The organism is Clavibacter tessellarius, from assembly GCF_001618005.1.
In the GTDB taxonomy this organism is placed as follows: Bacteria; Actinomycetota; Actinomycetes; order Actinomycetales; family Microbacteriaceae; genus Clavibacter; species Clavibacter tessellarius_A.
In genome coordinates, this window is sequence record NZ_LQXA01000022.1 from 17640 (window position 1) to 31722 (window position 14083).

The following is a 14083-nucleotide window of genomic DNA, read 5'->3' on the forward strand; positions in this document are numbered from 1 at the left end:
GCTGGACGGGTGACCGACATCGAGGCCGTGCGCGGCGACATCACCCGGCAGGACGTGGACGCGATCGTGAACGCGGCGAACTCGTCGCTCCTCGGCGGCGGGGGAGTGGACGGCGCCATCCACCGCGCGGCCGGCCCGGAGCTCCTCGCCGCCTGCCGCCGGATCCGCGCGGACGACCTCCCTGACGGCCTGCCCGCGGGCGACGCCGTCGCGACGCCGGGCTTCCGGCTGCCCGCGCGCCACGTGATCCACACGGTCGGCCCGGTCTGGTCGCGGTCCGAGGACCGCACGGCCGTGCTCGCGAGCGCCTACCGCCGGTCGATCGAGGTCGCGGCGGCCCTGCGGCTCCGGAGCGTCGCCTTCCCCGCGGTCTCGGCGGGCGTCTACGGCTGGCCGGTCGACGACGCGGCGCGGGTGGCGGTCGCCGCGGTGCGCACGGCCGACGCGGAGGGAGCGGCCGACGGGATCGAGCTCGTGCGCTTCGTCCTCTTCTCGGACGCGGTGCTCGCCCGGTTCGAGGATGCGCTGGCCGACGACGCCTGATCGGCGCACGGCGGACGGCGGACGGCCGTGAGACGAGGACGCCGGCCCTCACGTCTGTGACGGGGACCGGCGGGTGGTGCCTGGACGCGGCGTCGATCCGCGGACCTTTCGATTTTCAGTCGAACGCTCTACCAACTGAGCTACCCAGGCGAGCGGGCGGCTTGCGAGAAGACGCCCACATCGGAGAGAAGCCCTCTCCGAGAAGAGGGCTCGCCATCCGTGGCGACCCTGACGGGACTTGAACCCGCGACCTCCGCCGTGACAGGGCGGCACGCTAACCAGCTGCGCTACAGGGCCTTGCTTGTCGATCGCATTGCCTGGTGACCCCAACGGGATTCGAACCCGTGTTAACGCCGTGAAAGGGCGCCGTCCTAGGCCACTAAACGATGGGGCCGCTCGCCCTGGTCTCCCAGGTCTCGCAGCAACCGACACGTCAGCATAACCGCACTCCGGGCGAGGACTCAAATCGGCCGGGCGCGATCGGGGTCCCGGCCCGCGGGCATGCGGATCCGACGGCGTGTCGCGGCTCGTCCCCGGGCGCGCGGAGGGGCCGCGCGCCGCGCGCCCGACGTCCTGCCAGGTTCGCGACACGGCCAGCGCGCTGCCGCGGCGCGACCCTGCCGCGGGGTTAGCCTTCGGTCGACCCTCCCGGGGAGGGGCTCCCCGTGCGGATCCCCGCGTCCGGCCGCTGTGCGCCGTGCGTCCCCCTCAGTACTGTGAGAGCAGGTGCGGGTGTGACGGATGTGATCCGGGACGCCCGCCCGCCCGCGGGAGGCGCAGCCGGCCAGCCGGGCGACACGATGATCGGGAGCACATGAACCAGGACCTCCACCGGAGCGCGCGCCGCTCGCGCGCCCCGCGCTCCCGCACGCGGCACGGCATCCAGGCCGTCGTCGCCGTACTGGCGGTCCTCCTCACCGGATCCATCGCGGCTCCCGCGCACGCCGAGACGTTCGCCTCGTGGGACGACGTGCAGAAGGCGCGCGGGGACGAGCAGGCGCAGAAGCAGCTGGTGCAGAGCATCAACGACGAGATCGCGTCCCTCCAGCAGCGGGTCGCCGACGCGCAGGCCCTCGTGGTGCAGCGTGGCGAGGAGCACGACCAGGCGCAGCAGGCGGCGGACGACAAGCACGCCGACACCGTGCAGCTCCAGGGCAAGGTCGACGCGGCCGACGCGAAGGCCACGAAGTCGCAGGAGCAGGCCGCGGGCCTCGCCAAGCAGCTGATGCGCTCCGGCGGTCAGAACCTCTCCGGCACCCTGCTCCTCAGCGAGGGGGACGGCAGCGACGACCTCCTCGACAAGCTCGGCACCATGAGCAAGGTCGCCGAGAAGTCCGACCAGATCTACGCCATCGCGATCCAGGACCGCAACGCCGCCAAGTCCCTCAGCGACCAGGCGCAGGTCGCGCTGAAGGAGCTCGACGCTCTGAACGCCAAGGCCGAGCAGCTCCTCCAGGAGGCCGCGCAGGCGCAGTCCGACCTCCAGCAGGCGCTCGAGGACCAGAGCGCGCAGAAGGCCGACGCCGACGCGAAGCTCTCCGTCATCTCCGAGAACCGCGAGGCCACCGAGGACGACTACCAGGCGGGCGTCCGCAAGCGCCAGGCCGACGCCGACGCGCTCGCGGCCAGCCAGGGCAGCGCGGGCGGTGACGTCTCGCCCGGCGCGGTCAGCAGCACCGGCTGGACGGCGCCCCTCCCGGGAGCGAACACCAGCGGGTTCTTCGGGGAGCGGTTCCACCCCATCTACAAGCGGCTGATCTTCCACGCCGGCGAGGACCTGGTCCGCGGCGCCACCTGCGGCGCGACCCAGTACGCGGCGCACGCGGGCACCGTCTCCTTCGCCAGCTGGAACGGCGGGTACGGCAACTACATCCGCATCGACCACGGCGGCGGGGTCTCCTCGGCGTACGGCCACATCATGGACGGCGGCACCCTCGTGCGGCAGGGCCAGCAGGTCGTCGCGGGCCAGCCCATCGCCCGCACGGGCACCACGGGCGGCTCCACCGGCTGCCACCTCCACTTCGAGATCCGCATCAACGGGGACGCCGTCGACCCGGTGGCGTTCATGCACGGCCAGGGCGTCTCCATCACGAGCACGCATTGACATGAGGAACGACATGAACCACCTCCGCCCGACCACGGTCGTCATCTCCACGATCGCCGTGGGCGTCATCGCCGTCTCCAGCGGCGTCGCCGCCCAGACGGCCTTCGCCGCCACCGACTACCCGTCGTGGGCCGACGTCCAGGCGGCGAAGGCGAACGAGGCGGACACGCAGGCGGCCATCGACCGCGTGACGCAGCTGGCCACCGGCCTGCAGGAGTCCGCGGACCAGGCGAACACCGCCGCCATGCTCGCGGGGGAGCGGTACTCCCAGGCGCAGGCCGCGAAGGACGCGCAGGCCGACAAGCTGAAGCGCCTCCAGAAGAAGGCGGACGAGGCGCAGGCCGCGGCCCTCACGAGCCGCATGCGCGCGGGCCTCCTCGCGAGCCACCTCGCCCGCGCCGGCGGCCAGGACCTCACGGCGAGCCTGTTCACCTCGGACGGCGACGACGCGGACCAGCTGCTCCGCTCGCTCGGCACCATGTCGAAGCTCTCCGAGAGCACCCAGAGCGTGTACCAGCAGGCGCTCGCGGACCGCAACAGCGCGGCGTCCCTCAGCGACCAGGCGCAGGTGGCCAAGGACGAGCTCGGCCGCCTCGCGGACGAGGCGCAGAAGTCGCTCGACGCCGCGAAGTCGGCCGCGGCGACCGCCGCCTCCGCGGTGGCGGAGCAGACCCGCAACAGCGACCAGCTCATCGCGCAGCTGGCGCTCCTCAAGGACTCCACGTCGGAGATCGAGGCGCAGTACGTGCAGAGCCTCACGCAGCCGGCGGCTCCCGCCGCACCGGCCGCGGCGGCATCGGGTTCCGGAGCCGGGTCCTCCGGCGGCGGGGCGGCGTCGGGCTCGTCCGGCGGAGGCGCCCCCTCCGGCGGCTCGTCGGGCGGTGGGGCCGGCCCCTCGACCGGCGGCGGATCCAGCGCCCCGGCCCCCGCGCAGCCGGCGCCCGCGCCGGCCCAGCCCGCCCCGCAGCCGGTGCGCCCCGCTCCGCAGCCGGCGCGCCCCGCCCCGGCCCCCGCGCCCTCGGGCAACGCGGCCCAGGTCGCCATCTCCTTCGCGAAGTCGCAGCTCGGCGAGGCCTACTCCTTCGGCGGCGAGGGCGACGGCTGGGACTGCTCGGGCCTCGTGATGATGTCGTACCGCGCGGCGGGCATCAACGTCGGCGGACACTCGGTGAGCTCGCAGTACAACACGATGCAGGCGCAGGGGAAGCTCGTCCCGTTCTCGCAGCGCCAGGCCGGCGACATCGTCTTCTGGAACAGCGGCGGCGACTTCTACCACGACGCCATCTCGCTCGGCGGGAACACGATCATCGCGGCGCCGAAGCCCGGCGACGTGGTGAAGATCCAGTCCCTCTGGGGTGGCAGCGACATCATGCCCTACGTGGGCCGACCCGGCTGATCCGGCCGCCCGCCCCGCGCACGACGACGCCCGCCCCTCCGCATCTGCTGCGGGGAGGCGGGCGTCGTCGTGTCAGCCGCGCGGGCTCAGGCGGGGACGCGGATCAGGCGTCCTCCTCCGGCTCGCCGCCGTGGCCGTCGCCGTGGCCCTCGGCCTGGAGCTTGTCGAAACCGGCCTGCACGATGGCCTCGGCCTCGGCCGCGTCGCCCCACCCCTCCGTCTTGACCCACTTGCCGGGCTCGAGGTCCTTGTAGTGCTCGAAGAAGTGCTCGATCTCCTTGCGGGTCTGCTCGGGCACGTCCGTGATGTCCTGGATGTGCGCCCAGCGCGGGTCCTTCGCGGGGACGCCGATGACCTTGGAGTCGATGCCGGCCTCGTCGCTCATGTTGAACACGCCGACGGGGCGGATGGAGACGCCGACGCCGGGGAAGACCGGGTACTCGAGCAGCACGAGCACGTCGACGGGGTCGCCGTCGAGGCCGAGCGTGTTCTCGAAGTAGCCGTAGTCGGTGGGGTACACGAACGACGTGAAGAGCACGCGGTCGAGGTACACGCGGCCCGTCTCGTGGTCGACCTCGTACTTGTTGCGGGACCCCTTGGGGATTTCGACGACGACGTCGTAGCTGGCCATGCGCGTGCTCCTCGTGGTTCTGACGTGGGCGGGATGCTGCCATAACGTTAGTGGATGCCCTCCGAGCGCCCCCGTCTCACACCCGCCGTCGCGGACCTCCGGCGAGCGGTCCGCGGGGCCGTCTCCGCGCTCGACCCCTCCGCGTCCGGTCCCGTCCTCGTGGCGCTCTCCGGGGGCGCCGACTCGCTGGCCCTCGCCGCCGCGGCCGCGTTCGAGGGGCCGCGCGCCGGCGTGGCGGTCGGCGCGATCGTCGTCGACCACGGCCTGCAGGACGGCTCCGACCGGGTCGCGGCGCGTGCCGCCGACGCCGCGCGCGACCTCGGCCTCGACCCCGTCCTCGTCACGCGCGTGCGCGTGGAGCCGGGCGCCGACGGCCCCGAGGCCGCCGCGCGCGCGGCCAGGTACGCCGCGTTCGACGACGCGCTGGGGCAGACCGGGGCCCGCGCGCTGCTGCTCGCGCACACGCTCGACGACCAGGCCGAGACGGTGCTGCTCGGGCTCGCGCGGGGATCCGGCGCCGCGAGCCTGCACGGCATGGCCGCGTCCGTCCCCGCGCGCTCGGCCGACGCCGTCCTCCTGCGGCCGCTGCTCGGGATCCGCGCGTCCGTCACGCGCGCCGCCTGCGCCGACCAGGGCCTCGAGCCGTGGCGGGACCCGCACAACGCCGATCCCGCCTACGCCCGCGTGCGCGTCCGCCACGACGTGCTGCCCGTGCTCGAGCGGGAGCTCGGCCCCGGGATCGCGGAGGCGCTCGCCCGCACGGCCGACCAGCTGCGCGAGGACGACGACGCCCTCGAGCACTTCGCCGCGGAGATGATCGAGGAGATCGCCGACCACGCCGAGGCCGGCATCTCGCTGGAGGTCGCCTCGCTCGAGGCCGCCCCGCCGGCGCTCCGGCACCGGCTGATCCGCCTCGCCGCACGCGAGGAGTTCGCGGCGCACCTCTCCCGGACGCATGTGCTGGAGGTCGCGCGGCTCGTCACCGACTGGCGCGGGCAGGGGCCGGTGGACCTCCCGGGCGTTAGGGTTCTACGCAGGGACGGGCTCATCGTCCTCAGCGCCAGGACGACGGAAGAGTGACATGAGATCCACCGACATCGCCGACGACCTGACCCGGGTCCTGCACACCGAGGAGGAGATCCACGGCCGCATCGCCGAGATGTGCCGTGAGATCGAGCGGGACCACGCGGGGGAGGAGCTGCTCCTCGTCGGCGTCCTGAAGGGCGCGGTCATGGTCATGGCCGACCTCGCGCGCGAGCTCGAGCTGCCCGTCCACATGGACTGGATGGCCGTGAGCTCCTACGGCTCCGGCACGAAGTCGAGCGGCGTCGTCCGCATCCTCAAGGACCTCGACGCCGACCTCTCGGGCCGGCACGTGCTCATCGTCGAGGACATCATCGACTCCGGCCTCACCCTCTCCTGGCTCCTCGCGAACCTCCGCTCGCGCGGCGCGGCGAGCGTCGAGGTCTGCGCGCTCCTCCGCAAGCCCGAGGCCGCGAAGATCGCCGTCGACGTGCGCTACGTGGGCTTCGAGATCCCCGACGACTTCGTCATCGGCTACGGCCTCGACTACGCGGAGCGCTACCGCAACCTCCGCGACGTGGCCATCCTCGCGCCACACGTCTACAGCTGAGGCGCCCCGCTCCTCTTATCCCGCTCCATGCTGCCGCCCGTTCGGCTGGCGGCGAACACCGCGGCCGCGCTCATACAGCCGCTTGTATCCTCGGAACATCTCGTCGCCGTACGGCGCGGCACGGGCAGAAAGGTGCCGGGCCCGCGCCCGAGACTCATGAACTTCAAGAAAATCCTCCGCAGCCCGATCCTCATCGTGGTCCTCGCCATCGTCGTGGTCACGGTCGGCTTCACCCTCATCACCGGGTCCGGCTACAAGACCATCACCACGCAGCACGGCCTCGAGCTGATCCAGGACGGCAAGGTCGCCTCCGCCAAGATCATCGACGGCGAGCAGCGGGTCGACCTCACGCTCGCGAACCCGGACGGCGAGAACGGCACCATGGTGCAGTTCAACTACGTCGCGCAGCGCGGCGGCGAGATCGTCTCCGCCATCACGTCCGCGAACCCGTCCGAGGGCTTCGACGACCAGGTGCCGCAGCCGAGCTGGCTCCTGTCGGCGTTCAGCATCCTGCTGCCGCTCCTGCTCATCGGGTTCTTCATCTGGATCATGTTCTCCGGCATGCAGGGCGGCGGGAACCGCGTCATGCAGTTCGGCAAGTCGAAGGCGAAGCTCGCCTCCAAGGACTCCCCGAAGGTGACGTTCGCCGACGTCGCCGGGTCGGATGAGGCCATCGAGGAGCTGGAGGAGATCAAGGACTTCCTCAAGGAGCCCGCGAAGTTCCAGGCCGTGGGCGCCCGCATCCCCAAGGGCGTGCTCCTGTACGGCCCTCCCGGCACCGGCAAGACCCTGCTCGCGCGCGCCGTCGCGGGCGAGGCCGGCGTGCCCTTCTACTCCATCTCCGGATCCGACTTCGTCGAGATGTTCGTGGGCGTCGGCGCGAGCCGCGTGCGCGACCTCTTCGAGCAGGCCAAGCAGAACGCGCCGGCGATCATCTTCGTCGACGAGATCGACGCGGTCGGCCGCCACCGCGGTGCCGGCGTGGGCGGCGGCAACGACGAGCGCGAGCAGACCCTCAACCAGCTCCTGGTGGAGATGGACGGCTTCGACGTCAAGACCAACGTCATCCTCATCGCGGCCACCAACCGGCCCGACGTGCTCGACCCCGCGCTCCTGCGCCCCGGCCGCTTCGACCGGCAGATCGGCGTCGACGCCCCCGACCTGCAGGGCCGCAAGCAGATCCTCGAGGTGCACGGGCGCGGCAAGCCGCTCGCCTCGGGCGTCGACCTCGAGGTCCTCGCGCGCAAGACGCCGGGCTTCACGGGCGCCGACCTCGCGAACGTCCTCAACGAGGCCGCGCTCCTCACGGCCCGCTCGAACGCGCAGCTCATCGACGACCGCGCGCTCGACGAGGCCGTCGACCGCGTCATGGCCGGCCCGCAGCGCCGCAGCCGCATCATGCGCGACCACGAGAAGCTCATCACCGCGTACCACGAGGGCGGTCACGCGCTCGCGGCGGCGGCCATGAACAACACGGATCCCGTCACCAAGGTCACGATCCTCCCCCGCGGCCGCGCCCTCGGCTACACGATGGTGCTGCCGCTCGAGGACAAGTACTCGGTCACCCGCAACGAGCTGCTCGACCAGCTCACCTACGCCATGGGCGGCCGCGTCGCGGAGGAGATCGTGTTCCACGACCCCACCACGGGCGCCTCGAACGACATCGAGAAGGCCACGTCCACGGCCCGCCGCATGGTCACCGAGTACGGCATGAGCGCCAAGGTCGGATCCGTGAAGCTCGGCTCCAGCTCCGGCGAGCCGTTCCTCGGGCGCGACCTCGGCGGCAGCCGCGACTACTCGGAGGACATGGCCCTGACGGTCGACGCCGAGGTGCGCGCGCTCCTCGACGGCGCCCACGACGAGGCGTGGCAGGTCATCAACGACAACCGCGACGTGCTCGACCGCCTCGCGACCGAGCTCCTCGAGAAGGAGACGCTCGACCACACGCGGCTGGCCGAGATCTTCGCCGACGTGAAGAAGCTCGCGCCGCGCCCGCAGTGGCTCTCGAGCGACAAGCGCCCGCTGTCGGACCTGCCTCCCGTGCCCATGCCGCAGAAGGCGCCCATCGACCAGGGCGTCGTCGATGGCGCCGTGGACTCGGAGCCGCCGGCCGGCAAGCCGAAGCGCTCGCCCTTCCCGCGCCCCGCGACGGCCTGATCCGGTGGGCGTCGATCGGGCGCGCATCGAGGCGGCCGTCACCGAGCTGATCCACGCGATCGGCGAGGACCCGGGCCGGGAGGGTCTCGCGACCACGCCGGCGCGGGTAGCGGAGGCGTACGCGGAGTTCTTCGCGGGGGTCGGGACGGATCCGCTCCGGCACCTGCGGGAGACGTTCCCGCTGCCGGAGACGGACGCGGCGCCGCAGCCCGTCATCGTCACGGGGCTCGCGTTCCGCTCCATCTGCGAGCACCACCTGCTGCCGTTCACGGGCGTCGCGCACCTGGCCTACGTGCCGGGGGAGCGGATCGTCGGGCTGGGCCGCCTGCCGCGCGTGGTCGACGACCTCGCCTCCCGTCCGCAGATGCAGGAGCGGCTGGGCGAGCAGATCGCGGAGGCGCTCGAGCGGGGCCTCGGCGCCCGCGGCGTCGCCGTGATCCTCGACGCCACGCACGGGTGCGTCACCGCGCGCGGCACCCGGCAGGCGGGCAGCACCACCATCACGATCGCGGCCCGCGGGTCGCTCGCGGAGCCGTCGGCGCGCGCCGAGGTGCTGGCCCTCCTGCCCGGCCCGGGCGGACGGGGCTGAGCGTGGATCCGCAGCGCGTCCGTCCCCTCGTGCTCGGGATCCTCAACGCCACCCCCGACTCGTTCAGCGACGGCGGCCGCCACCTCGGCCTCGACGACGCGCTCGCGCACGCCCGCCGGATGGTCGCCGCGGGCGCGGACGTCGTCGACGTGGGCGGCGAGTCCACGCGGCCCGGCGCCGCCCGCGTCGACGCCGACGAGGAGCGGGCCCGCGTGCTGCCGGTCGTCCGCGCGCTCGTCGCCGAGGGCGTCGTCGTGAGCGTCGACACCATGCGCGCGGCCACCGCGGAGGCCTCGGTCGCCGCCGGTGCCCGGATCGTCAACGACGTGTCCGGCGGCCTCGCGGATCCGCGCATGGCCGCCGTGGTCGCCGACGCCGGCGTCGACTACGTGGCCATGCACTGGCGCGGCCACAGCGACACGATGGCGACGCGCGCCACCTACGCCGACGTCGTGGGCGAGGTGCGCGACGAGCTGCGGGCACGCGTCGACGCCCTCGTGACGGCGGGAGTGGATCCCGCGCGCATCGTGCTCGACCCCGGCCTCGGCTTCGCGAAGGAGGCCGCGCACGACTGGCAGCTCCTCGGATCCCTCCACCGGCTCGCCGACCTCGGCCACCGCGTGCTCGTGGGCGCCTCCCGCAAGCGGTTCCTCGGCCGGCTGCTGCCCGCCGACGCGGCCGTCGAGGACCGCGACGTGCCGACCGCGGTGGTCAGCGCGCTGTCCGCTCGGGCCGGCGCCTGGGCGGTGCGCGTGCACGACGTCGCCTCCACCCGCGCCGCGCTCGCGGTCGAGGACGCCTGGGCGCGCGGGCGGGCGGACGCCGCCGCATCGGCCGGGGCATCCGCCGTCGCCGGTCTGTCAGAGTAGGAGCATGAGCGCCGTGAGCCAGGACCGAGTCGTCGTCTCCCCGCAGGCGGGCCTCGTCCGCGTCGCGGTCGCCGCGCTCGTCTCCTCGGTCGTGCTCGGCGTCGGCCTCACGTTCCCCGCCGACCTGGGCGCCGACGCCGGCGCGGTCGTCGTCGTGATCAAGGTCGTCGCCGTCGTCCTCGGGCTCCTCGGCGCGCTCGGCAGCGCGTACGCGTCCGTCGTGCTCCTGTCGCCCGTGCTCACCACCGTCGGCGCCGTGCTCTGGCCTGTCGCGGTGGCCATGCTCGGCACGGCCCTCGGGCTCGTCGGGGCGCTGGCCTTCGCGCCCGGTGCGCGCGACGGCGACGGATCCCGAGGCGCCCTCGGGCTCGTGGCCGCCGTGCTCGCGGTGCTCGGCATCGCCGCCGCCGTCGCCTGGGCCGTCGTGCAGCGCCGCGTCGCGCGCCTCGCCCAGACCGCCCGTCGCGTCACCGAGACGGGTCGCCGCACCGCCGCGATCGTCACGGCCGTGCAGCGCCTCGACGGATCCGGCGACGCCGTCCGCGCCCGCCTCACGGTCGCCTTCACCGACGAAGACGGCCGCGACCACCACGTCACGCGCACCGTCATGACCGCCGACCGGCTCCTGCCCACCGTCGGCGGCAAGCTCCCGCTCTGGTACGACCCGACGGACCCGGGCGACCTGCCGTCCATCGTCGTGGGCCGCTCATGGTGACCGGGCTCCCGACCGACCGCATCCTGCTCACGGGCCTGCGCGTGCACGCCCACCACGGCGTGTTCGCGCACGAGAGGCGCGACGGCCAGCCGTTCGTGATCGACCTCGAGGTCGCGCTCGACCTCGCCCCCGCCGGCGGCAGCGACGAGCTCGACCGCACCCTCCACTACGGCGAGCTCGCGGAGGAGGTCGCGGAGGCGGCCGGGCGCGATCCCGTCGACCTCATCGAGACGCTGGCCGAGCGGATCGCGACGGTGGTCCTCGCGCACGCCGTGGCCCGGTGGGTGCGCGTGACCGTGCACAAGCCGGACGCCCCGATCACCGTGCCGTTCGGCGACGTGGCCGTCGTGATCGAGCGCGGCTCGACCCTGCCCGCGCCGGGGGTGCCCGTGGGCGCGGTCGTGGCGGTGGGATCCAACCTCGGCGACCGGCGCGCCACCATCGAGGCCGCCGTCGCCCGCATCGACGAGGTGCCCGGGCTCCGCGTCGTCCGCTCCTCCGACCTCGTGGAGTCCGTGGCCGTCACGCCCGCGGGGGAGGACGCGACCAAGCCCGGATACCTCAACGGCGTCGTCCTCGTCGACTCCGCGCTCGGCCCGCATGCCCTCCTCGACGCGCTCGCGGGCATCGAGCGGGATCTCGGCCGCGTGCGCGCCGAGCGCTGGGGCGACCGCACGATCGACCTCGACATCGTCGCGTTCGGCGACGCGCGGATCCACGACGACCGCCTCACGGTCCCGCACCCGCGCGCCGCCGAGCGCGCCTTCGTCCTCGGGCCGTGGCTCCAGGCGGATCCCGAGGCCGAGCTGCCGGGTCACGGCCGGGTCGACGCCCTGCTCGCCGCGCTCGAGGCGCCCGATCCCGCGCCCGATCCCGCGCCCGCGGAGGCGACCCGATGACGCGCACCCGCTCCACGACGCTCATCGCCCTGCTCATCGCGGGCGCCGCCGTCGGCTGGTTCGTCGAGAACGCCCTCGTCATGAGCGGGCGGCCGCTCCTCGTCCCGCCGCTGACGCTCGGCGCGACGCTCCTCATCGTCGGGATCGTGCTGCTCGCGCTCGCCTGGCCCATCCGACAGACGACCCGCGGACGACGCCCCGGCCGCGTCGACCCGTTCCGCGCCACGCGCGTGGTGCTGCTCGCCAAGGCGTCCGCGCTCGCGGGGGCGCTGCTCGCCGGGATCACCGGGGGAGCGCTGGCCTTCGTGCTGGCGCGACCGGTGCTGCCCGGCGCGTCCTCCGTCGGGCTGGCGGTGGCCGGTACGGTGGGAGCCGTCGTCCTCCTCGTCGCCGGGCTGGTCGCCGAGCAGTGGTGCACGGTCCCGCCCGACGACGGCGACGACGCCCGTCCGGGCGACCCGGCGCGCGAGCTCTCCTGAGACGCGCCGCCCCGCCCCACCGATAGGAGCACCGTGACCGCGAACGTCGATCCGCACGGCGTCGAGTGGCGCCGCGTCTCCCCGCGTCTGGTCGGCGTCGAGCTGGTGGGCGGCGTGATCACCGCGCTCGTCCTCGGCGGGGTGGCCGTGTTCCTGACCGTCGTCGGAGCGCCGGGCTGGCTCCGCATCGTCCTCGGCGCCGCCGCGGCGGTCGAGCTGGTGGTGACCCTGGTCATCGTGCCGCGCCGCGTGCGCGCCATGGGCTACCAGCTGCGCGACGACGACCTGGTCTTCCGCCGCGGCATCATGTGGACCCGCATCGTCGCGGTGCCGTACGGCCGGATGCAGCTCGTCGACATCACGCGGGGCCCGGTCGGCCGCGTCCTGGGTCTCGCCGACCTCAAGCTCGTGACCGCGGCGGCGTCGGCGAGCATCCAGATCCCCGGCCTCCGGAACGACGACGCGGAGGAGCTCCGCGACCGCCTCGTGTCGCTCGCCGAGACCCGCCGGGCGGGGCTGTGACCGACGCCGGGTCCGCGGATCCCGCGCGCCCCGGCGCCGACCCCGTCCCCGCCGTCGAGGCCCGCATCGCCGAGGAGCTCACCGACGGCGGCTGGCACCGCCTCCACCCCGCCACGCCGGTCCTCCGCGGCGGCGTCGTGTTCCTCGTCGCGATCGGCTTCCTCGTCTCGTCCCTCCGCGAGCAGCTCGTGGAGCGGTTCGTGCCCGGTCAGGACGACGGCGGAGGCGAGGGCGACCTCCTCCCGTGGCTCGTCGAGTCGGGCGCCCTGATCTGGGTGATCCTCGGCCTCCTCGCCTTCACCCTGCTCGCGGTCGGCATCTCGTACCTGTCGTGGCGCCTGCACACGTTCCGCGTGACGGAGGAGACCGTCGAGGTCCGCAGCGGCATCCTGTCGCGCACGAACCGGCGGGCGCGGCTCGACCGGATCCAGGGCGTCAACATCGTGCGGCCGCTCCTGCCGCGGCTCATCGGCGCGGCCAAGCTCGAGATCCAGGTCGCGGGCAACGACGCCAACCTGCCGCTGCAGTACCTCCGCTCGCGCGACGCCGACGCGTTCCGGCTGCGCGTCCTGCGGCTCGCGTCGGGCGCACGCGCCGAGGCGGCCGGATCGCCCGCCCGCGCCGCCGCTCCCGCCCGCGGGTTCGTCGGCTCGCGCGTCGACGACCTCCTCGCGCCCGAGCTGGATCCCGACGTCGCGCCGCCGCAGTCGGTCGTGCGCATCCCGATCCCGCGGCTGATCGGCGCGGTCCTGCTCTCCGGCCCCACGGTCGTGCTCGTGCTCTTCGTGGTCGTCGGGATCCCGCTGATCGTCCGCTTCGAGGCCTGGTACCTGCTCGTGCCGCTGCTGCCGACCCTGATCGGATCCGCGGGCTTCTTCGTCCGCCGCATCACCCGCTCGCTCCGCTACAGCGTCGCCGGCACGCCCGACGGCGTGCGCGTCGGCTTCGGCCTGCTGTCCACGAGCAACGACACGATCCCGCCCGGCCGCATCCACGCGGTCGAGGTCGTGCAGCCGCTGCTCTGGCGCGCGGCCGGCTGGTGGGAGATCCGCATCACGCGCGCCTCGCACTCCTCCGCGCCGGGCGCCGCCGGACAGCAGAACACGTCGATCCTCCCGGTCGGCGACCGCCGCGACGTCGACCGCGTGCTCGGCCTCGTGCTCCCGCACCTCGTGGGGGAGGACGCGCTCGCGCTGATCGGCACGGGCATGACCGGGCGCGGTGGCACGGACGACGGGTTCACGACCTCGCCGCGCCGGGCCTGGATCCTCAAGCCGTTCTCCTGGCGCCGCACGGGCTTCGCCGTGGACGACTCGGCGTTCCTCGTGCGCCGCGGCGTGATCTGGCGCCGCCTGATCGTGGTGCCGCACGCCCGCACGCAGGGCGTCGACCTCACCCAGGGGCCGATCGACCGCCGGCTCGACCTGGTCTCGGTGCGCGCGGCGACCGTCGCGGGTCCCGTGGACACGCGCCTCGGCGCCATCGACCGCGTCACGGGGATGGAGCTGTCGACCCGGCTCGTCGCGGCGGCCGTCGCCTCGGCGGG

14 protein-coding genes and 3 tRNA genes are annotated in these 14083 nt (G+C 74.0%); 13 read left to right on the top strand and 4 right to left on the bottom strand.

The features are described from left to right. Window positions 1-9 precede the first annotated feature (9 nt). Window positions 10-543 carry an O-acetyl-ADP-ribose deacetylase gene (locus tag AWH51_RS05530; RefSeq protein ID WP_063071113.1) on the top strand — a complete coding sequence of 178 codons (534 nt, stop codon included), beginning with the start codon at window positions 10-12 and terminating at the stop codon, window positions 541-543. A 74-nt stretch (window positions 544-617) separates the two neighbouring features. Here the strand turns inward: AWH51_RS05530 and AWH51_RS05535 are convergent. The 3 genes from AWH51_RS05535 to AWH51_RS05545 form a co-directional block, all read right to left on the bottom strand. Continuing rightward, window positions 618-693: transfer RNA gene (locus AWH51_RS05535), tRNA-Phe, on the bottom strand. A 70-nt stretch (window positions 694-763) separates the two neighbouring features. Further along, window positions 764-840, bottom strand: a tRNA-Asp gene (locus AWH51_RS05540). Between the two features lie 21 nt (window positions 841-861). Next, a tRNA-Glu gene (locus AWH51_RS05545) sits at window positions 862-937 on the bottom strand. Window positions 938-1357: 420 nt separating this feature from the next. Between AWH51_RS05545 and AWH51_RS05550 the strand changes: the two genes are divergently transcribed. Beyond that, the gene (locus tag AWH51_RS05550) at window positions 1358-2647 is read left to right on the top strand and encodes a peptidoglycan DD-metalloendopeptidase family protein (protein WP_063071114.1); all 1290 of its coding nucleotides are present in this window, start codon (window positions 1358-1360) and stop codon (window positions 2645-2647) included. Between the two features lie 13 nt (window positions 2648-2660). Then, a complete protein-coding gene (locus AWH51_RS05555) occupies window positions 2661-4043 on the top strand; it encodes a C40 family peptidase (protein WP_063071128.1) in 1383 nt (460 codons plus the stop codon). 103 nt (window positions 4044-4146) lie between these two features. Here the strand turns inward: AWH51_RS05555 and AWH51_RS05560 are convergent, their stop codons facing one another. Continuing rightward, the gene (locus AWH51_RS05560) at window positions 4147-4674 is read right to left on the bottom strand and encodes an inorganic diphosphatase (RefSeq protein WP_063071115.1); all 528 of its coding nucleotides are present in this window, start codon (window positions 4672-4674) and stop codon (window positions 4147-4149) included. A 54-nt stretch (window positions 4675-4728) separates the two neighbouring features. Between AWH51_RS05560 and tilS the strand changes: the two genes are divergently transcribed. The 10 genes from tilS to AWH51_RS05610 all read left to right on the top strand — a co-directional run. Continuing rightward, on the top strand, window positions 4729-5754 hold the full coding sequence (gene tilS / locus AWH51_RS05565) for a tRNA lysidine(34) synthetase TilS (protein ID WP_063071116.1): 1026 nt from the start codon (window positions 4729-4731) through the stop codon (window positions 5752-5754). Between the two features lies 1 nt (window position 5755). Then, window positions 5756-6307, top strand: coding sequence for a hypoxanthine phosphoribosyltransferase (hpt, locus tag AWH51_RS05570; RefSeq protein ID WP_063071117.1), 552 nt, complete (start codon window positions 5756-5758; stop codon window positions 6305-6307). A gap of 156 nt (window positions 6308-6463) precedes the next feature. Then, window positions 6464-8464 carry an ATP-dependent zinc metalloprotease FtsH gene (ftsH, locus tag AWH51_RS05575; RefSeq protein WP_063071118.1) on the top strand — a complete coding sequence of 667 codons (2001 nt, stop codon included), beginning with the start codon at window positions 6464-6466 and terminating at the stop codon, window positions 8462-8464. A 4-nt stretch (window positions 8465-8468) separates the two neighbouring features. Further along, window positions 8469-9053, top strand: a complete 585-nt coding sequence (gene folE / locus AWH51_RS05580) for a GTP cyclohydrolase I (protein ID WP_063071119.1) — start codon at window positions 8469-8471, stop codon at window positions 9051-9053. 2 nt (window positions 9054-9055) lie between these two features. Then, window positions 9056-9922, top strand: a complete 867-nt coding sequence (gene folP / locus AWH51_RS05585; protein WP_063071120.1) for a dihydropteroate synthase — start codon at window positions 9056-9058, stop codon at window positions 9920-9922. Window positions 9923-9926: 4 nt separating this feature from the next. Continuing rightward, on the top strand, window positions 9927-10637 hold the full coding sequence (locus AWH51_RS05590; RefSeq protein ID WP_063071121.1) for a DUF3592 domain-containing protein: 711 nt from the start codon (window positions 9927-9929) through the stop codon (window positions 10635-10637). Further along, window positions 10631-11536, top strand: a complete 906-nt coding sequence (folK, locus tag AWH51_RS05595) for a 2-amino-4-hydroxy-6-hydroxymethyldihydropteridine diphosphokinase (RefSeq protein WP_063071122.1) — start codon at window positions 10631-10633, stop codon at window positions 11534-11536. The genes AWH51_RS05590 and folK overlap by 7 nt, the downstream gene beginning before the upstream one ends. Next, window positions 11533-12015 carry a DUF3180 domain-containing protein gene (locus AWH51_RS05600; RefSeq protein WP_063071123.1) on the top strand — a complete coding sequence of 161 codons (483 nt, stop codon included), beginning with the start codon at window positions 11533-11535 and terminating at the stop codon, window positions 12013-12015. Before folK ends, AWH51_RS05600 begins: the two co-directional genes overlap by 4 nt. A gap of 33 nt (window positions 12016-12048) precedes the next feature. Then, the gene (locus tag AWH51_RS05605; protein ID WP_063071124.1) at window positions 12049-12537 is read left to right on the top strand and encodes a PH domain-containing protein; all 489 of its coding nucleotides are present in this window, start codon (window positions 12049-12051) and stop codon (window positions 12535-12537) included. Then, the coding region (locus AWH51_RS05610) for a PH domain-containing protein (RefSeq protein ID WP_063071125.1) at window positions 12534-14083 on the top strand (1550 nt) is incomplete at its 3' end. The genes AWH51_RS05605 and AWH51_RS05610, both read left to right, overlap by 4 nt.